This window comes from Alteromonas sp. ALT199, from assembly GCF_018619335.1.
In the GTDB taxonomy this organism is placed as follows: Bacteria; Pseudomonadota; Gammaproteobacteria; order Enterobacterales; family Alteromonadaceae; genus Alteromonas.
Window position 1 is genome coordinate 1 of record NZ_JAHHDX010000144.1, and the last position, 20886, is coordinate 20886.

Consider the following 20886-nt stretch of genomic DNA (forward strand, 5'->3'; position numbering starts at 1 on the left):
GAAAAGCTATCTGTTCAAATGCATCATCACAGAGCGGAACATTGGGTGGTAGTTTCTGGTACTGCTAATGTAACTATTGGTGAGGAAGTCCAGATGCTTACAGAGAATGAATCGGTTTATATACCGATTGGTGCTGTTCACGCTTTAGAAAACCCAGGAAAGATTCCACTAGAACTCATTGAAGTACAATCGGGGGCCTATCTTGGAGAGGACGATATTGTTCGTTTTTCTGATAGGTATGGGCGATCTGATAAATGATCGCAGTGTAAGACAGTTTATCGAGCTTAAAAAAAGAGCCAGGTTTATGAACCTGGCTCTTTTAGTTTAGAAGGGGCAATGTACTTTGACCCAAAGGTGAAATGTACTCTGACCCCAAAATTTATGGGTTAGTCAGCGTTGAACAAGTCGCGGCTGTATACTTTATTTAGTACGTCTTCAATATCACCGGTTACACGGTTGGCTACGATAACATCAGAAATTTTCTTAAACTCTTCTAGGTCGTTTACTACGCGTGAATTGAAGAAATCATCTTCTTTAAGTACTGGCTCGTATACCACGACTTCAATACCTTTCGCCTTAATACGCTTCATGATGCCTTGAATAGCACTTGCGCGGAAGTTATCAGAACCTGTCTTCATAATAAGGCGGTAGATGCCAACAATTTTCGGGCCACGGCTTACAATTGAATCAGCAATAAAGTCTTTCCGTGTACGGTTAGCATCTACAATGGCCTGAATCATGTTATTAGGCACTTCACTGTAGTTAGCTAGTAGCTGCTTGGTATCTTTAGGTAAGCAGTAGCCACCGTAACCAAAGCTAGGGTTGTTGTAGTGATTACCAATGCGCGGGTCTAAGCCAACCCCTTCAATGATTTGCTTAGTGTCAAGACCATTACGCTCGGCATAGCTGTCTAACTCGTTGAAGTAAGCAACGCGCATTGCTAAGTAAGTGTTCGCGAAGAGCTTGATAGCTTCTGCTTCGGTGCTGTCGGTAAATAGCACATCAATTTCTTCTTTAATGGCGCCTTGCTGAAGTAACTTCGCAAAAATTTCAGCGCGTTCGCTTTGCTCACCCACAATGATACGACTTGGGTAAAGGTTATCGTAAAGTGCTTTACCTTCACGCAAAAACTCTGGAGAAAATATAATATTCTCAGACCCGAAACGCTCCTTTGCATCCTTAGTAAAACCAACAGGTACAGTAGACTTAACGATCATTACCGCATCAGGATTAATTTCCATCACTGTTTTGATAACCGCTTCTACACTACCTGTATTAAAGTAGTTCGTTTGCGGGTCGTAATCTGTTGGCGTCGCAATAACAACATAATCAGCATCTTTATAAGCAACTTGTGCGTCAAGCGTAGCTTCAAGGTTAAGCTCTTTCGTTGCTAAATACTCAGAGATTTCTTTGTCTTCAATTGGAGACTTTTTATTATTAAGCATCTCGACTTTTTCTGGTACTAGGTCGACCGCTTTCACTTCATTGTGTTGTGCAAGTAGCACTGCATTTGAAAGCCCTACATAGCCCGTGCCTGCTACAGCTATTTTAAGCTTCTGCATAGTACTATCCATTTAAATTCTCTCCAGTTTTGTACAAATAATTTACGAAAGCTTCATTACTATCATTGCATAGTAATTTTAAACAATGATGAATACTACGGCTAACTCGTCTAATTTTTAAATAGTGTATCAAAGCCCTGTTTGATGCACTATGCATCAATTATGCCTTGTGCATCACTTTTTCAATTCTACTGCGCTTCTTATAGAAAAGTTCTCACGCTTTAGCGTAAGATTTGGACTATAAGCGGGATCATTAGCTATGAAGTCGCTCCACGTAGTTTGAAGGTAATTTAATTCGCGATTAAAACGCGCCGCTTTTTCAGGTGAAATATCTAAGCCTCTGCTAACCGATTCATGATGAAAAAGCTCTGCTTCTGCGCAGTAAACATTATTAACGCCCAAGCCTTTAACCTTTAAACAAAAATCTACATCGTTAAAGGCAACAGAAAGGTCCTTTTCATTTAAACCGTTTACAGCATCAAAATGCGTGCGTTTAACTAGTAAACACGCTGCGGTTACGGCACTGTAGTTGTTTGTAGCAACGATTCTCTTTAGGTAGCCAGTATGAAAGCGAGGAAAGTTTTTATGAGCATGGCCAGCGCCACCACCGTAGCCTAAAACAACGCCAGCGTGTTGTATCCGTGTATCAGAATAAAGCAGCTTTGCACCAACACAGCCAACGTCTTCGCGCACTGCATGACCAACCATATAAGTAAGCCAATCAGGCGATATAACCTCAATATCGTTATTAATTAGCCCAAGGATGGAGCCTTTCGCATGTTCAACACCAAAGTTATTAATTGCTGAATAGTTAAATGGCGCTGGATATTTAAGGACCCGTACTTTGTCCAATGTATCTAAATACTTGAAGTACTCAATACTTTCTTGTTCATCAGAGCCATTATCAATCAGCAATATTTCATAATTTTGGTAGGTTGTTTTCTCCAAGATTGACTCGATGCATGCTTTCACCAAGGCTTTCCCGTTTTTTGTAGGAATGATCAAGCTTACCAAGGGATTACTATTCGGCCAACATACCCGGTTTACGCTAAATTGCTCGTCTAGTTCGACTTTCGCTTTTGTGTGCTTTTCTATCACTGTTTTAACACGCTCCAGCGTATCTGACTCACCGTCTTTACTTGGCAATAGGTGCACTAAAGGCAGCGGCAGATGAGCAATAGCCAAATTTTTGTTAGTAAGGGAAAGCTCTGTAACTATCTCTGCAATTGTTGTTTGGTTAGTAATGTGTAGCGACTTTAACAACGCTGTTTTGATCATTACCCCAGTATTAATGTAAGCGGTAGAATATTGAAGCTCAGGGTTCCAATCGGGTAAGAATCGTGGCGATGACTTAGCCCCATTATTATCCAGCTCATCAGTATCACAATAAACTAAGTCGCTTTCTTTCAAACCTTCACATAAATGGCCAATAGCAGCTTTTTCTAACAAATCACCACCGTTTAGCAATAGCGTGGGTAACTGGTTATTGAGTTGTGAAATTTGCTTTTCTAAAGCGTCTAGATCCGATTCCCCTATTATTAAGCAAGTTTCAGCACCAAGGGACTTAACTTTTTCTTGAGTGACACTCAGATTGTCGGTGCCAAATACTATAGCTTGCCATCCTTCAATCTTGCCTGCCGGCTTTGAAAAAGCAGACTCATTTGCTTCAAGCCAATGATTGTACAACGCCTGCGTTTGTTTAGGCGTTGGAGCATCGAAAAATAGCCCAGACTTTCTTACCGACCTTACATACAAACCAGTTAAACGTTCGTTTTGTTTAAGCTTGTCTTTTAAATTTTTAGGAATAAGTTGAAGGGCGGCACGCACTGACCGCATAGCAATTTTTTTCATGTAGACTATTTAGGGCCTTAAAAATAAAGAAAGCCGCTTTATTTAAAGCGGCTTTCTAGTTTAACACTTGTATGTTTGTATGGGTATCAGCTTCCAGTACCTAAACGCTCGCCTTGATAGCTACCGTCAAGAACGGCCTTCCACCAGCCTTCGTTCGCTAAATACCACTCAACGGTTTTACGAATACCGCTTTCAAACGTTTCTTCTGGCTTCCAGCCTAGTTCACGCTCAATTTTGCTAGCATCAATAGCGTAGCGCATGTCGTGCCCAGGGCGGTCTTGTACGTAAGTAATTTGCTCAGCGTATTTGCTATCTTTTGGCTTAACTTCATCCAAAATTGAACAGATAGTTTGTACTACTTCAATGTTCTGCTTTTCGTTATGGCCACCAATGTTATAGGTTTCACCAATTTCACCGTTTAGTGCAACCACAACCAATGCACGAGCATGGTCTTCAACATACAACCAGTCACGAATTTGATTACCTTTGCCATATACAGGCAGCGGCTTTCCAGCTAGGGCATTTAGAATAACCAACGGAATAAGCTTTTCTGGGAAGTGATACGGGCCGTAATTATTTGAGCAGTTAGTTACAAGCGTTGGTAACTTGTATGTGCGAAGCCACGAACGCACTAACTGATCTGAACTTGCTTTACTTGCTGAGTATGGCGAGCTTGGTGCATACGGGGTAGTTTCTGTGAAGAGTGGAAGCTCTGTTCCTGGTTCAACTTCATCTGGGTGCGGAAGGTCACCGTATACTTCGTCAGTAGAAATATGATGAAACTTAAACCCTGCTTTTTTATCGCCCTCAAGAGCAGACCAATATGCTCTTGCTTGTTCAAGCAAGGTATATGTGCCAACTACGTTGGTTTGAATAAACTCGCCTGGGCCATCGATAGAGCGGTCTACATGTGATTCTGCAGCAAGGTGCATAATGATATCTGGCTGGTGCGTATTGAAAACACGTTTTACTTCTTCAGCATCACAAATATCAACTTGTTCAAAGCTATAGCGGTCGCTGCTTGAAACAGGTATTAATGATTCTAAATTACCCGCGTAAGTTAGCTTATCTAAGTTAACCACTGTGTGGTCAGTGTCGTTTATAAGATGGCGAACTACTGCTGAGCCAATGAAGCCCGCGCCACCTGTTACTAAAATTGTTTTACTCATTTTCTTTTTACCAAACTATAATTCTGTTTTTGCTTTTTAGGCTTTCAATTCTTCTAGCATGCTAGCTAACTGCTTGCGCCAGTGGGTGGGCTTGCACGACGCAAATGCTTCTCGTGCTGTTTGCTTATCTAACACGCTATAATGAGGGCGCTTTGCTGGCGTTGGGTATTGGCTTGACGGAATAGGTAATACTGGAATCATTTTTTCTAGCAAACCTTTCTCAACACCTAACTCTTGAATAGCCAGCGCAAAGTCGTACCAGCTTGCTACACCTTCGTCTGCCCAGTGATATACGCCACTGGTTTTATTCAAAGCGGCAGAGACACAAGCTTCAGCCAAACCCTTAGCCCATGTAGGCGTACCAATTTGGTCATCTATTACAGTAAGCTGAGGTTTATCTGCCATCAAACGCAGCATGGTTTTCACAAAGTTATTGCCATGCGACGAATATACCCAAGCAGTTCTAATCAAACAGCTTGCTTCAGGCAATATCTCAAACAAAGCTTTTTCGCCATCGGCTTTTGATTTGCCGTATGCACCTTGCGGCTCGATAGGGTCATCCGTTAGATAAGGTGAACCTTTATGACCATTAAACACATAGTCGGTCGACACATGTACCATAAATACGCCATTCGCTTTACAGAACGTTGCTAAATTCTGTACAGCTAACGCGTTAATGGCATTACACGCTTCGGTATCTTCTTCCGCTTTATCAACAGCAGTATAGGCAGACGCGTTTATTAACACATCGGCTGATAATGGCGATAGGTTTTCTTCAATATTAGAGGCATTCGTAATATCAATATCGTCGCGCCCTAAAAACGAAACCTTATTTTCGCTATTTTCTAGCTCACGAGAAAGCTCATACGCTAGCTGCCCAGACTTACCTATAATTACAATATTCATTAATCGCTAGTACTCTATAAAAAGTCAGTGAAAAACCGATAACAATTAAAACGTAGGTGCGTCTACAAATGCTAAGCCCGCCTCATCTTTACCTGATAGAGAAGGCTTCTCACCATTTACTAATGGCCAGTCGATATTTAACGTAGGGTCGTCGTACTTAACTGATATTTCAGATTCCGGGTGATAATAGTCTGTGCACTTATAAACAAACTCGGCAGATTCACTAGTTACGTAGAAACCGTGAGCAAAGCCGGCAGGCACCCATAACTGGCGCTTGTTCTCAGCTGATAACGTCACCCCAACCCACTTACCATATGTAGGTGAGTCTTTACGCATGTCTACCGCTACATCGTACACTTCACCGCTAACAACACGTACTAATTTGCCTTGGGTTTGCTCCATTTGATAATGAAGGCCGCGAAGAATACCTTGGCTAGATTTAGAGTGGTTATCTTGAACAAAATCTACATCCGCGCATTCTTTCTTGAACCAGTCAGTGCGGAAGGTTTCTAGAAAAAAACCACGCTCGTCACCAAATACTTTAGGCTCGATGATTTTTACGTCAGGGATGTCTGTTTTAATTACTTGCATTTACTTTCCGTACAAATGTGCAAATGAATATAAGAAGAAAGGTGGCAATGCCACCTTCTTAAATTTGAATATAGGTTAAACTTTCACTCTGTCTTTAAGAACTTTCAAGAGGTAATCACCATACCCGCTTTTCTTAAGCGGTGCCGCCAGCTTTTCAAGTTGCTCAGCGTTGATATAACCCATTCTGTAAGCCACCTCTTCTGGGCAGCATACTTTTAAGCCCTGGCGCTTTTCTATTGCAGCCACAAAGTTTGCGGCATCAAGAAGTGAATCTAGTGTGCCGGTATCAAGCCAAGCAGAGCCTCGGCCCATAAGCTCTACTTTGAGTGAGCCATCTTTTAGATACAGGTTGTTCAGGTCGGTAATTTCGAGTTCACCACGCGGCGATGGCTTAACTTCTTTAGCGAAATCCACTACGCGATTGTCGTAGTAATACAAACCTGTTACTGCATAGTTTGATTTAGGAACAGCCGGCTTTTCTTCAATAGAAAGCGCATTCCAATCATCATCAAAATCTACCACGCCGTAGCGTTCAGGGTCGTTAACGTGATAACCAAAGACAGTTGCACCATACTCCTGTTTGAATGCAATTTGCAAAGAACGCTTTAAGTCGTGGCCGTAGTAGATATTGTCGCCCAAAATAAGTGTACATGGGGAACTACCAATAAAGTTTTCACCTATAAGAAATGCTTGGGCCAGGCCATCGGGCGACGGCTGAACTGCATACTGAACATTAATTCCCAATTCACTACCATCCCCAATTAACTCAATGAAACGGCGCTGCTCTTCTGGTGTAGTGATAATTAAGATATCGCTTATTCCAGACATCATTAGCGTAGCTAAGGGATAATATATCATTGGCTTGTCGTAAACTGGCATCAATTGTTTACTTACCACTTTCGTCAGTGGGTGCAAACGTGTGCCAGAACCACCCGCTAGAATTATACCCTTCCGTTTCATGCTTATTCCTTTTTAGTTTTCTTTGATGACTTGGGCCAAGCTATTGGCTAACTCAGAAGCAATCCGCCTATCTCTTGCTTCTATCATCACACGAATTAACGGCTCTGTTCCAGACTTTCTAAGAACGAGCCGCCCATTATCACCTAGAGACTTTTCTACGCGACTGACTTCATCTTTTACTACATCTAAATCAAGTACCGAATCTAGATCGTTATGACGAACATTGACCATACACTGCGGTAGCTTTGTCATTCCCTCTTTTAAATCTTTAAGAGAATATTCACTTTTGACTACTACAGCCAAAATTTGCAGTGCGGCAACAATTGCATCACCCGTAAACGCGTAGTCTAAATTAAGAATGTGGCCTGAGGTTTCACCACCAATTCGCCAACCAGTTTCTTTCAACTTTTCGACCACATATCTATCGCCGACTTTGGTTCGCTCAAAAGGAATGTCCAATTCTTTTAGCGCCATTTCTAGACCGAGGTTACTCATCAGTGTTCCGACAACCCCGCCCTGGTAACCTGCTTGCTTTGCTTCACGCGCCATCAAAAATAGGATCTCATCACCATCTACAACATCACCGTATGAGTCTACAAACATTATTCGGTCTGCGTCGCCATCAACAGCTATGCCTAAGTCAGCTTTGTGTGTTGTTACTGCTTTACTCAGGGCTGTAAGTGAAGTCGCTCCACACTCATTGTTAATGTTTACCCCATTTGGCGTATTAGCGATATTGATGACTTCCGCACCCAATTCTTCAAACACACTGGGGGCAACTTTATATGCCGCACCATTTGCGCTATCAACTACAATTGTGAGCCCTTCTAGGCTGAAGTCGCTTGGAAAGGTTCCTTTGCAAAACTCTATGTAGCGACCTGCAGCGTCTTCAACTCTTCGTGCTTTACCTAAATGCTCAGAGTCGACACATTCAATACCATGTTCAAGCGCATACTGTAACTTCTCTTCGATAGCTTGCTGCTGCTCACTTCCTAGTTTAGCCCCGCTTCGGCCGAAAAACTTAATACCGTTATCGTAATAGGGGTTATGAGATGCACTAATAACTACGCCAGCGTCAGCCCTAAACGTAGAAGCTAAATAAGCCACTGCAGGTGTGGGGATAGGCCCCGCCAAAGCAATATTCACCCCGGCCGCTGACAAACCTGCTTCCAGTGCAGACTCCAGCATGTAGCCACTGGCACGTGTATCTTTTCCGACTAGCACTTCTTTTGTGCCATCTGCCGCTAATACCACACCAGCAGCCCAGCCAAGCTTCATTACAAAATCAGGTGTCATAGGAAATTCACCCACTTTTCCGCGAATTCCATCAGTGCCAAAGTATTTTTGAGACATTTTTAATTCCTAAAAAGCAAAAGGCCATAACTTAAAAAGCCATGGCCCAATATCAAGATGTTAGCGTTATTCTACCGTAACTGACTTTGCAAGGTTTCGAGGCTGGTCGACATCAGTACCTTTGATCAGTGCTACGTAGTAAGAGAGGAGTTGAAGAGGAACAGTGTAAACAATTGGCGCAATAATATCTTCACAATGAGGTATATCGATCACGCGCATTGTTTCATCACTTTCAAAGTGTGCATCGGCGTCCGCAAATACGTACATAATACCGCCCCTAGCACGTACTTCCTCAACATTTGATTTTAGCTTTTCAAGTAATTCATCATGTGGCGCAACTACAATTACTGGCATTTCATCATCTATCAACGCCAGAGGGCCATGCTTGAGTTCACCTGATGCATATGCTTCGGCGTGGATGTAAGAAATCTCTTTAAGCTTTAGCGCGCCTTCCATTGCAATTGGGTACTGCGCGCCACGTCCTAAGAACAAGCTATGGTGCTTGTCAGCGAACTCTTCAGCCATAGCTTCAATTACCTCAGCGGTACTTAACGCCTCCTCAATCTTACTAGGTAAGGTCTTTATTGCAGTAGTTATCGAGTTCGCTTTGTCGTTAGAAAGGCCATTAAACTTACCTAGCGCCAGTGTAAGCATTAAAAACGCAGTAAGCTGTGTTGTAAACGCTTTGGTAGATGCAACGCCAATTTCAGCACCGGCAAGAGTCATGAATGCAAGATCTGATTCGCGCACTAACGATGACCCTGGCACATTACAAATCGTAAGTGCAGACATGTACCCCAATTCCTTAGCTAGGCGTAATGCTGCTAACGTATCTGCTGTCTCTCCGCTTTGAGAAATCGTGACAAGCAAACTGTTTTGATGAACGGCTGACTTGCGATACCTAAATTCTGAAGCTATCTCTACTGAACAAGAAATATTTGCATGCTCTTCCAGCCAATATCGCGCAGTCATTCCAGCATGATAACTTGTGCCACATGCGATAATTTGCACATGCTTAACTTGTTTTAGGATGTCTTCTGCGCCATCGCCAAATAGCGCATCAATGTTGTGAACATTATCCACTCTATCTTGAAGCGCATTTCGAATAACCGCAGGCTGCTCGTAAATTTCTTTTAGCATGTAGTGGCGGTAACCAGCTTTGTCACCCGCATCATGCTCAACTGTCGACTCGATAATTTCGCGTTCTACCCGAGCACCAGTTTTATCAAAGATCGTTACTTCTCTACGGGTAACTTCCGCTACGTCACCTTCTTCTAAAAAGATAAAGCGGCGTGTTACAGGTAGTAATGCTAATTGATCTGAAGCTATAAAGTTTTCACCTAAACCAAGACCGATGACTAAAGGACTACCTGAACGCGCTACTACCATTTTATCCGGGTCTTCTTTATCGATAACTACTGTTCCGTATGCCCCAGTAAAATTCGTTACTGCACTCTGAACAGCTTCTAATAAAGACTTACCGTCGTTAAGCATTTCGTGAACTACATGCGCAATAGTCTCGGTGTCAGTATCGCTTGAAAAGGTGTACCCTTTTTCAGAAAGGTTCTTACGCAACGAAACGTAATTTTCGATAATACCATTGTGCACTACCGCAACACGGCTTGAAGAAAAGTGTGGGTGCGCATTGTATTCAGTCACGCCACCATGAGTAGCCCATCTTGTGTGGGCAATCCCCGTGGTCCCCAGAGCCGTTTCACCTGCTACAGCTTCAGCTAAATTTTTGACTTTACCAACTTTGCGAATTCGTTGGAGGTTTCCCTCCTTGTCTAATAAGGCTACGCCAGCAGAGTCATACCCCCTGTACTCTAACCTCTTTAACCCTTCTAGTAGTATCTCAACTACATTCCTTTCGGCTACTGCACCTACTATTCCACACATAATTTTTCTTTCTACGCTATTGTTATATTAATCACACCGCTGGTGTGCTGGACTATTAAATAGTAACGATAAATGAAAAGTGTTTCTAGAAACCTTTGCTGCTCAATATGAATTTTAAGTCTCTGGCTAAAGTTTAAGACCTTCATTTATACTTTTCGCTATTACCAAAAATTACATAGCGAATAACGAACAAGTTCAGCAATATGGTAACGTTTCAACAGTACTGTGCTAATTTAAAAGTTGCTCAAAATAATCTATGTATCGAGCACTTTGGCCCGGTAATACTTTAGCTATAAACGCTTTTTCTAATTTTCCGTTCTCTTTTTTTTGCTTTATGTAATTCACCACTGAGTCATTAAATTTTGGGGCTTTTACGACAAATCGCGCATTTGTCTGAACACAAATACAGTCTGGCTTCACAACGTCAATAATTTTATGGTCAACATTACCAGCCGTGTGTACAAAAACGACGGAAGTGTACAAGCGGCATAGGTAATGAAACATAGTGTAAGAGGAAGATGAACCGAACAATAACAAAGTTTCATCGAACACAGCGTGTTGATGGAACATCACAATAATGCGACCAAAGTTATCAACGTTATTGTCGAAGACGACACAGCGCCTGTAATTGAAATTTGTGAGACTGTCTTCCTCATGACGTTGAGGCGGATACAATTTCGATCCAAGGTCACCGCTTACCACTCTGTTTTGGTAAACATCATTAGCAAAAACATTAATCTCATCGACATTTTTAGGTGACAGCTTACCCGCAACAAGCTGAGCGGCTAACCTTGCACCATGAAGGGTCCAGTGAGTATCGCAAACCCTATATGAACGCTGCTCTAGACTTCGAAGCTCCTCTATCGGAAAAATAAAATTAAGTGAATCAGGGATCAAGCCTGTAAGCGTTTTAATAGGCGCTTTTTTTGAAAAACGATAAGGATAATATTCTTCGTATACCATTTCTTTAGAAGGTGCGACTAGCAAGCAAACTGGCGTGCCTGACGTGCGAGAAAAACTATCTAACGACGTTAAATATTCTTTCCATTCTTTTTGTGCTGTCCGAGATAATTTAAGTTTCCCAGTATATTGCTCAATACTTTTATTTGTATCGTTGTCTAGGAATAGCCAGCCATCTTTCCCTTCTAAAATCTGAAATTTACCTTCAACACTCCCATTAATTAACTCTAAGAAGGTGCCATTTCGAATCAGGCCTAACGTAAACTCTGAATGTTTAAGCTTAACTTTTTCCGAAAATCCACAATTCAGTAAATCGTGGTTTTCAGAGTCTTGCTTTAATACTTTTGAAATTACATCAGGGCGAGGGCGGTTTATTGGTACTGGCAGTACATCATCCCCATTTAAAATAACTAAGGATGCTAACGATTTTTCTTCGTTCAGTAACCAACCTTGGAACAGTAAGCCGTCACGAACTAACTCTATTCCTTCAATGGCTTGCGCATTACAAGGGTAGTCAAGATGCCATCTCGGCGCCTTGGAGTTTGTACTCTCTACTCGCTGGGTAATTATTGAATAAACTGCCACTAAAGTTCCTTTCTTACGGCTTTATAAAAAGTCGCCTACGATTTCATATTCATGATGAAGATGTGATTCAAGCTGCTTAATACTACTTGGTAGCTGATATGCTTGGCTAGTTCGTCTGTTTACTTGCAACGTTTTTAACTGTATCCCAGTCGAATCTGACAATTGTTGTAAATCTTCTTCGTATTTGTGCTTCGATCCAACAAAGCCAAATTCGTCAATAGACACAGAACTGAAAAACCGACTATAGGTGTTTGTAAACGCGTCAATAGTATTGTTAAGAACCAACTCCTTAACGATAGTTTCGTGTGACTTTAAGCTAGATTCTGGCAGCTTCGACTTCAACAAGATATAGTGAGGATGCCTCTCTTTTAGTGCCAATAGGTGGCCCACTAACGACCATAAACGCTCCAGAGGGTCTCGAACCCATACGGCTCTAATAGCGTTTGGAAACGTTTTAATATGATTAATATGCGGTTTAAAGTGCCCGTGAAGCACTTTAGCCTTCGATGGTAACCATATCTCTTCTCCTTTCGACATAGCACTTGCCCCAGTGTTAGCGTAAACACCGTAAACATTCCTAGCACCTAGAGCCTGTTCAAATGCAACCCTGAGAGAACTTCCAGCAGTTTTTGGAATGTGGTAAGACAAAACAGCAACATTAGAGTGAGGCAAGCTTTCAGAATTCTTGGCCGGCGATAACAGTTTTTCCACACGCCAAAATGGATGGGCTTTATAAGACATTGGTAACTAATCTTCTACAACTGAATCTGATATTCCACGTTAACTTATATAGAAGTAAGTAGCGGGATAGCAAACTGGAATGTTCAATACGCTTAAACAACACAAAAATCTTCCAGCTAAAAGCGCGCAAGTGTAGCAGATTTCTTTGAAATCTTAACTATCTGGCTTGCCAGCTTTTTACCAAAGGTGTCGCGAGAGAAAAGTTCGTTAGCTCTTTTAGCAGCAAAGTTGCCCATCGACGCCATTAACTCACGGTTACGATTCAAGTGAAGTATTGTATCTACAACGCTCGTAGTGCTTTTATAGTCGACTAGAACACCAGAGTGTTTGTCGACAAGTTCACTCACCGCCCCCCAATCGTAACCAATTACAACGCGTCCTAATGACATAGCTTCTGCAACGGTTCTTCCAAAAGATTCTTTGAAGTGAGAAAGCGCTAACACAATATGATGTTCAGCCATGGCCTCTTTCGGTTTTTCCACATAGCCGGCAATAGTAATATTCGCATCTCCAAATCGCTTAGCTGCCATGATAACTTCATTAGTAATGGGCCCGTAAATCGTAAACTGGACATTACTAGCCTCCTTACATAACCTTGCTACCTCAAAAAAGTCTTCAACACCTTTTTTCTTAACATTACTACTTAGCATGCATATTTTTAATAAGCCCGAAGGCGTGAGGTCTTGTGAAGAGGAAGTATCAACACAATTGTATATAACAGTAGTCCGCTCTGGTGCATTTAGCCAACGTGCTGTTTCTTCAGAGTTGGCAATAAAATAGTCGCTGGTCGCGATAACTCTTGCATGAGTACGTTGGGGTGACTCTCGAAGTAAATCCGCTAAATCATTATCAAACTCTACAAGCTCTCTCACGTGCATGATGCTTGAGATACCAGCTTTCTTGGCTGCACTTAAAGGCTCTATTAGTGTAAGCGTGTTGACATAAACACAGTCATATCCAAATTGAAGGAAATTTGACTCCAAGTATTGCGCTACAGGCTGAATCGACTCTTCCCTTCCATTAGCCCAAGGTAAAGGCAAGAATACTATCTTGCCAACGAATTGTTTTAGCTTCTCGATATAGGTAATATTTGAGCAGGAAGGTAAAAATAGCGTTATAGAAATATTTGCCTTCTGCATTGCTTCAGCAATATCAACTAAGCTTCTTTCTGCACCGAAGACCGTTTCAGATACAGCATGCCCAAAAAGAGCAACGTGAACTTCACCTTCATTTTTTGCAAAGCCTTTGATTGATACGGGAGCAGAAAAGTCCCAGCTGTCATTATGTAGCGCATGCCAGGTTGGTGATACAGTATTCGGTAATTCAAACTTGTAAGCATATGCCTGAGGATTAAATAATGGTGATGGATAACGTCCTTCTTTTTCTCCTCTACCCCAGAAATGATCATGGATATCAAGCCCCATAGAACTGACATCGTCGTAAATTTGAGTGTACCAATTTTCATCAAGTGCTTTCGACCATTTCCCAAAACGCGCTTTATTTTCTCTCACACAAGCAGAATTAGAAGAAGCCAGCAACATACTAGGAGGAACAGGAAAAGGACGCTGTTCATCTTTTAAAAGCTTCAGGCCAAGACTATTCTTGTGCCATGCTCTAGCACAATCCATGTATTGCTTTCGCACGCCACCAAACTGAGTGACCAAATGAGTTTTTGCATTTTGCGTAAGTGATGACGCATGTGTTCTCCCAAAAGACAGCGGAACATCGGGCATCACTTCTTTTATCGCGTCTTGCCCAAATTTAGCAATACACCTTTCATAAAACTCAGTATCAGCATTTACTTTAACTTCGTCCCAACCTCCCAGAGCGGCAACAACGTCTTTTCGAACGAGTAAAGAGGATACATTTCTATGAACCCAAGAGTTCCCAGCCTTTAACTTTGAAAATTTAAGGTCTTCCGTGCATCTAACCCAGTGCGAAGCAGTTCCTTTCAAAGAACGATTGAACAGTAATGGAGTGACTTGTTTTTCAATCTTCTGTGGATGAGCCCAATCATCCGCATCCATAACTGTAAGGAAATCGCCTGTGGCTAAAGACATCCCAAAATTTCTTGTGGCATATGCGCCGCGATTAGATTTATTTGAAACAACCTTTAACCCGCTTATATCAGCTTTTAAACGAGCTAGTTCAATTAAAGAGTTATCAGTTGAGCCATCATCCACCACGATAATTTCAATGTAAGGCCAAGTCTGATTCTTCAGTGATGTTAGACAAGTAGCAATCGTTTTTTCTGCGTTGTAGCAGGGAACAACAACAGAAACAGTAGTAGGCTTTAGTAAGGAAAAAGCTCTGGCTATAAATTTAGTTTTTGGTCTTGAGGCGCACAGCGAATCTAGAGGTGAATTACCATTATTCAAATTTACCTGTGAAAGGCCGTTAACTTTGAATAGGCGATTCAAATACACAAGGCGGTTCGAGCCCTCGGGTAACATCTCCATAGCAAGAAGTTTCGAAGAATTTTCTAGCCATCGCTTGTTAGCCAGAAGAGCTGAAGCTTCAGCTATATCATTGTTCAAAAGTAAAGATGAGAATTGAAGTAAAAATAGCTCATTTAGGTCGAATAATTCTTCTGCACTAGTCTGATGCGCTATTAAATAGCTTATGGCTTTAATAGCTTCATCATTCGCCCCCTGAAATAAATGGAAGTCTGCTAATACCTTCGATGCATAAACCCCGTTAAGCCCACCTTGTTTAACAGCACAATTTAACGCTTTCAATAAAACAGATGGCCGATGGGCACTTGCCCACAACGACTTTTCTAAGCCTATTGATGGTAGAAAGCACGGCAACCTTCCTTCTCGCCGTCCGTGCTTCTCAAAATGTTCACGAGGATCGATACCTGCAGCCGCCACATCTGGATATTGGCTTAGATACCAAGCGGGATCGAAGTATTTTAATTTTCTCACTTCAATTCACTAGCCAATTTATTTAAAGAAAAGACTAGTAACAGTTGAAAGTAAATCTAATTTATCAACGGTGGTAACCTTCGTAGTTGGTTCTCTGGTAACAAAACAGTCAACGTTTTTTAGTTCGGGCTCGTCATTGCCACTCTTTTTTATAAAAACATTTTCAACATTGATCTCGGCTAATTGATCGGGTACGTGATTAAGTAAGCTTTGATTTAGGAATACTGCATATTTAGCTGTTATTTCCATACCGTAAACGCAGACAGTGACATTCTCACTCATCAGCAACTCAAAGAATTGATCACAAATGGGGCGAGTACTTTTCCCATACTCAGGGATATGATAAAGCACAACCTGACGCCCTTCTGCTATCAGCATTTTGATTATTTCGACTTCACTAGCTTTGAAGCGTTTCTGGCTGAAATCCGAAATAAAAATTAACTCAGCCTTAGCGAAATTATCACCACGAATCACCATTGATTTCGGCGCCGGGAAGTTTCTGTCTATTCCGTTTTCATTAAACAAATTATCTTGATTAGATTTGTGCCACCACTGACATGCACTTCGATAAATATGACGAAGTCCGTTGTGCATTGTTTTTATATGCGTAGCTTTGTTTCTTGTAAGGGAACCGTCATCATCCAATGCAAATGCCATAGGTACTTCTTTGTGAATTTTTTTGAAAGCCCACTTCCCATACTTCGCTTGAACACGCCAAATAAACTCTGTATCACCGCCTGCAATCACGTTATCCCAGGGACCTAAACCATTTAACACCTCTCTTCTGAATAAAAAAGAAGAGTGCGACCAATGAATCAGCCTTGGGTTCAATCGCCAGTTATGCTGAAAGTGAAGATCATTAGTAGCCCTTATCCAATGTGTTGAAACTCCCATCACTGTAGGTTTTGAATCTAGGTAAGCAATTTGCGACTCAATTTTTTGAGGGTGAGACCAATCATCGCCATCATGTGTAGTGATAAAGTCCCCTTTAGCAACCTGCAAGCCTGCGTTTCTAGCTCTATAGGCGCCGCCATTTTGTTTCTGTTGAACTAATTTGACTCTGCTATCCTCAACAGACAATTCTTTAACAAGCTTTGGGGTGTCGTCGGTACTACAGTCGTCGACGACTATTACTTCGATATTTTGCCAGCTTTGGTTCAAAAGGGATTTTATCGCTACTGCTAACCTAACGCCGGCATTGAATGTGGGAATGATAACACTTACAAGACGTTCGTCCTCAACAGAAGGTGCCTGCCCAATTAGACTTTCAAAACTAAGCGTTAATGCTGCTTCGTTAAAGTCAATAGGCAGAAAACCGTTACGCTCATACGCTTCATTTATCCACGCCAAGCGCTCGCTGGGTTCTTTACATAAGTTAGACATCGACAGGAGTATATCGGCGTCATCTGGTACAGTTTCTAAATATTCGTAAAGATGTAGTTTGGCCTTTTCAGTTTCTCCTAATTTCATCAAACAAAATGAGTGCATCAACACTGCAGTTTTATCTAAATGATATTCAGGGCTAAGATCTCTAACTAACTCAGAAATACTAAGCGCCTTCGCAAAGTCCGCTACAAAGTAATACCACCTTGCAGCATGCCATGCTGCAAAAAATCTTAGGTCAACATCAGCAGACGAATCTGTGTAAATAGTCGATAGCTCTTCAAGAGCCGGCGACGAGTACCCGCCCCACAAGTTTTCTACAATTCCATTTTTTAATTGGTCAATCTTCTTTTCTAATGTTGATTCAAATTGATTGGGGTTTGGTTTTCGGCCTTCGCGTCTTCCATGCATTATATAGTGCACAAGGGGATTAAACTGATGCTCTTTAACGTCATCATACTGCGCTACATACCACGAAGAGTTAAACCATTTTGTAGGGTTATACCCGAGCGTTGCGCCCTCAAGGAGGTAATGCCTAATCGGGTTTTTGACTCCTTCACTTCCAATTTGCGGATAATTTTTTATGTAAAAACTTTCGTCGAATTTTCCACTGCGACGTATTAGAAGCTCGTGCTTTTTGAGCTGCCTATTCGAACTAAACTTTTGCTTTAACGTTCCGAGAAAAGTATGAAGTGCCATTTATCTATATCATTTACCAATTTTTTGTAATACTAACAAGTTACCCCTTATGACTCTACATGTTCAATAAATTATGAAGAACTTATTTTTTCTCTTTTTAGTGATAGGGGCTCTTGCCGCATTAACTGTCGCAACCGAGTCTGATGCGCGAAATTTTATCAGCCCGTCAATCATGAATACAGGTGACGAGCTTCGCCATTTACATAAAACAACCAAGGCTACAACAGCCTCGACTAAAAAAGCCCTAAATCAGCTAATTTCTTCTGACTATGTAAGTTTTGAACGCAGGTTTAACGCTTATAAAATTGTAGAAATTGCGGCGCGGGAAAGTACACAACACGAAGAACAATTCAAGGGAGACGCACACGCGGCGAGGGCACATGCTCTTATGTGGCACATTACGCGTAAGGATGCTCACAAGCAAAAGAGTGCACAAATCATAAGGGCTTGGGCCTCAACTTTTAAAGATTTCAAGGTAGTCAAAGGTTATAAGCCTCAGATGTACCTCGAGAGCGCTTGGATATTGCCAATATGGCTCTCCGCTTTAGATATGATTAAGGGCGACCTTACAGATTGGACATCTGCGGATGAACATGAGTCTAGGCGTTTCATTAAAAAACTTCATTCGTATGCTAAAGAAGCTCACAGAGACAACAATTGGGGTACATCTGCAATGTTGGCAGAAATATCTTTAGCGGTATATCTTGAAGATGAGACACTTTACGAACAACAACTCCAAAACTTCACCTACTATCTAAAAACCTTGTCAAATGAAGATGGCTCTTTGAACGCAGACTACTTATCAGACCCCTGGCATCCACAATATACAATAATTGGACTCATCCAAACGGCTGAAATAGCTTCAAATCAGGGAGACAATCTTTTTGACGTTATAATTGACGACGAAAGTATGCCTAGACTAGAAGCAATTTTGCTTCACTTTAAAAGTTTGTTTTTAGGCGAAACAGCTAACCCTAAAGGACTGAAAAAAGGGAACTACAAAGGCGCGCATAACAATAAGCAAGGCTACCAAATTGCGTTATCTCATTACGGGCAGCAGAAAAGCAACAAAGTGTGGACAAGTTCGTTCCAAGAGAATTGGAACCCAAGCAAAACATCACCACTATTTATGATGTGGGATAGAGTTACGCACTCGCAAGTAGTTATAGGTGGGGACAGTAATTTACTATAGGCTTCTCCAGTCAGTTAAAAGCAATATTACAAGGAAAAAATGAAACCAAGGATTTATCTACATGCAGGAATGCACAAAACAGGGACATCCGCCATTCAAAAATGGGCGAAAAATAATAGAGAGACCTTAGAAAATCATGGGTTATATTACCCAGACTATGAACCATTTGCGGAAATGAGAATAAATGGGCACATGCAATTTACGCATGCTATTGCCGGAAAAGATTCTCAATTAACTTTTGATGAATGTGTAAAATTGTCATCCAAATGGTACGATGACACCCTACAAAAGAACTGCGACGTATTCTTCAGTGCGGAGTCAATTTTCAGACATTTTATAAAGTCAAAAGAGACTGACCCCAGAAAGCTCTATTTGCAACGTATTAAAGAACTTTTTAAAGGTTTTGAGGTTATACCAGTATTGGTCTTTCGCAGACCTGATAGCTTTATAGAGTCCCTCTATAAAGAAACTGTTGCTAAACCTGCTCCACAACTACCGAATTTAATTGACTGGGCGAAAACCAAATTCCATTTAAAATACACAGAGAATTTACTCCGTTATAAAGAAGTATTTGGTTCAGTAATTGTGTTGACCTATGAAAACTTGCGCGATAGCGATAACTTCGTACAAAAATTTTTCACACAAATGGGTTTTAGTATAGAAGCTAACTTTGACGAAGAAAAAGTTCGGCAAAGCCTTACTGTATCGCAAATTATAGTAAAAAATTACGCGAATAAATATATTAGTAACAGATCCGAAAACGAGCACTTTAAACACTGGTTAAAAATCAACAAAGAACTTATTCATGCATCATTCGATGGTGGGCATGCTTCATTATGGGACAGTCCAGAAAAGAAAAGTGCTTTCCTAGAGAACTTTCCACTCGAAGAATTTTACAACGTTGCTGATATAGTTTCAGATAAAAAAAAATTCCCTCCAACTAAACAAGTTATTGAAAACTTTGTAACCACAATTCCTGAGGTTCTAGCAAGAAGAGTAGATGAGTTTTTCAGTAAGGGTGATTCACAACAGGGTTATTAGTTAAAGTATTTTGTTTAGTGAACTATTTAATTCGTATCTCTTAAATTGGAAAATTACCTCTTATAGTGATAAATTGCGAGCAAAATCCCCTCAATACAGTCCGTTAACTTACAGGGCTGAGGGCGCTTCTAACCATAATTTTAAAAGTAGGACGGTATGTCAATAAATTCCCTTCAGGAGAAAGGCCTTCTCGATATAAAGGACACAAGCCATTCAACGGTCTCACCTGATCTAACGCTTGCTTTTGCATTTGACAGTGGCTATGCGGAATGTTTTAAAGTTATGCTAGCTAGCATGGCTGAAAACGGTGTCCTCTGTGAAAACCCTATTGTCATATACACTGACGACGAACAGTTAACACACGACCCTATAATCGCAGCCGCTGCAGATAAAATTAGTGTACTTTCAGGAGAAAGAAAGAGTCGTCTTTATACTTTAGCTAAGGACAATGTTAAACGTCCAGAGCGAGCTGACTGGAATAGAGGAACGTTTCTTAAGTGGTGCATTTTTGAAAAACAAGAAACGAGCAAACTTCTTTTCTTAGATGTAGATATGCTAACACTGAATTCGCTGGACGGCCTTTTAAATGCGTTTCCAGATAACCCCCTAGTTACATGCCCTCAATTTCAACAATCTATTCGCACTGAAAATACCGATGGCCAACTGCTAAACATGCTTAACGGTGAGTTCGATAATAAACATAAGAACCGTATTAACTCAGGCGTAATGCTTGTAAATAACGATTTACTAAACGATGAGTTTTTTGATGAAATTACAAAGTTCGCATCGGAGCGAGTTTCAATTCATGAACAAGGCCTATTAAGCGAGTACTTTGCCAAAAATAGAAGTATGCTTGGCATGGCTTCATCTCGGTACAATTACCAAGACAGTTATCTACGTTTTGCGAGCGACTCGGTATATAAAGATATTTTGGCCGATATCGCCATCATTCACTATGCAGGCGGTGTAAAACCTTGGTTAGATACCTCGAAGCCAGTTGAAAACCTTCCAAGTATAAAAATTTGGCATCATTACAAAGACCTTGCGGCAAAAATACTATAAACAAA

Annotated in this window: 16 protein-coding genes; 4 read left to right on the top strand and 12 right to left on the bottom strand. The window is 41.2% G+C overall.

The features are described 5' to 3' along the window. On the top strand, positions 1–258 hold a 258-nt coding region (locus KL866_RS15390), incomplete at its 5' end, for a cupin domain-containing protein (RefSeq protein WP_214995821.1). A gap of 128 nt (positions 259–386) precedes the next feature. On the opposite strand, the gene KL866_RS15395 is transcribed toward KL866_RS15390, so the two are convergent. The 12 genes from KL866_RS15395 to KL866_RS15450 form a co-directional block, all read right to left on the bottom strand. Further along, entirely contained in the window at positions 387–1574 is a 1188-nt protein-coding gene (locus tag KL866_RS15395) for a nucleotide sugar dehydrogenase (RefSeq protein ID WP_214995828.1), read from the bottom strand. A gap of 162 nt (positions 1575–1736) precedes the next feature. Then, on the bottom strand, positions 1737–3413 hold the full coding sequence (locus KL866_RS15400; protein ID WP_214995831.1) for a glycosyltransferase: 1677 nt from the start codon (positions 3411–3413) through the stop codon (positions 1737–1739). Positions 3414–3499: 86 nt separating this feature from the next. Next, positions 3500–4582 (bottom strand): dTDP-glucose 4,6-dehydratase, encoded by a 1083-nt coding sequence (rfbB, locus tag KL866_RS15405; RefSeq protein WP_214995833.1) that lies wholly within the window; start codon positions 4580–4582, stop codon positions 3500–3502. A gap of 36 nt (positions 4583–4618) precedes the next feature. Beyond that, positions 4619–5488, bottom strand: a complete 870-nt coding sequence (rfbD, locus tag KL866_RS15410) for a dTDP-4-dehydrorhamnose reductase (RefSeq protein WP_214995834.1) — start codon at positions 5486–5488, stop codon at positions 4619–4621. A 45-nt stretch (positions 5489–5533) separates the two neighbouring features. Beyond that, complete coding sequence (gene rfbC / locus KL866_RS15415; protein ID WP_214995836.1) at positions 5534–6079, bottom strand: dTDP-4-dehydrorhamnose 3,5-epimerase; 546 nt, start codon at positions 6077–6079, stop codon at positions 5534–5536. 75 nt (positions 6080–6154) lie between these two features. Then, the gene (rfbA, locus tag KL866_RS15420) at positions 6155–7039 is read right to left on the bottom strand and encodes a glucose-1-phosphate thymidylyltransferase RfbA (protein WP_214995838.1); all 885 of its coding nucleotides are present in this window, start codon (positions 7037–7039) and stop codon (positions 6155–6157) included. 12 nt (positions 7040–7051) lie between these two features. Then, positions 7052–8392, bottom strand: a complete 1341-nt coding sequence (gene glmM, locus KL866_RS15425; RefSeq protein ID WP_214995840.1) for a phosphoglucosamine mutase — start codon at positions 8390–8392, stop codon at positions 7052–7054. 66 nt (positions 8393–8458) lie between these two features. Further along, positions 8459–10291: a glutamine--fructose-6-phosphate transaminase (isomerizing) gene (glmS, locus tag KL866_RS15430; RefSeq protein WP_214995842.1), complete on the bottom strand. Its 1833-nt coding sequence runs from the start codon at positions 10289–10291 to the stop codon at positions 8459–8461. 228 nt (positions 10292–10519) lie between these two features. Beyond that, positions 10520–11836 (bottom strand): alginate O-acetyltransferase AlgX-related protein, encoded by a 1317-nt coding sequence (locus KL866_RS15435; RefSeq protein ID WP_214995844.1) that lies wholly within the window; start codon positions 11834–11836, stop codon positions 10520–10522. A 21-nt stretch (positions 11837–11857) separates the two neighbouring features. Next, positions 11858–12577 (bottom strand): hypothetical protein, encoded by a 720-nt coding sequence (locus KL866_RS15440; protein WP_251140099.1) that lies wholly within the window; start codon positions 12575–12577, stop codon positions 11858–11860. 116 nt (positions 12578–12693) lie between these two features. Beyond that, positions 12694–15504, bottom strand: a complete 2811-nt coding sequence (locus tag KL866_RS15445) for a glycosyltransferase (RefSeq protein WP_214995846.1) — start codon at positions 15502–15504, stop codon at positions 12694–12696. An 18-nt stretch (positions 15505–15522) separates the two neighbouring features. Beyond that, entirely contained in the window at positions 15523–17586 is a 2064-nt protein-coding gene (locus KL866_RS15450) for a glycosyltransferase family 2 protein (protein WP_214995848.1), read from the bottom strand. 73 nt (positions 17587–17659) lie between these two features. Here KL866_RS15450 and KL866_RS15455 point away from each other — a divergent pair, with 73 nt between their 5' ends. The 3 genes from KL866_RS15455 (at position 17660) to KL866_RS15465 (ending at position 20881) form a co-directional block, all read left to right on the top strand. Beyond that, a complete protein-coding gene (locus tag KL866_RS15455; protein WP_214995850.1) occupies positions 17660–18778 on the top strand; it encodes an alginate lyase family protein in 1119 nt (372 codons plus the stop codon). A gap of 39 nt (positions 18779–18817) precedes the next feature. Continuing rightward, on the top strand, positions 18818–19819 hold the full coding sequence (locus KL866_RS15460) for a hypothetical protein (RefSeq protein WP_214995852.1): 1002 nt from the start codon (positions 18818–18820) through the stop codon (positions 19817–19819). 156 nt (positions 19820–19975) lie between these two features. Further along, entirely contained in the window at positions 19976–20881 is a 906-nt protein-coding gene (locus KL866_RS15465; protein ID WP_214995853.1) for a glycosyltransferase, read from the top strand. Positions 20882–20886 lie beyond the last annotated feature (5 nt).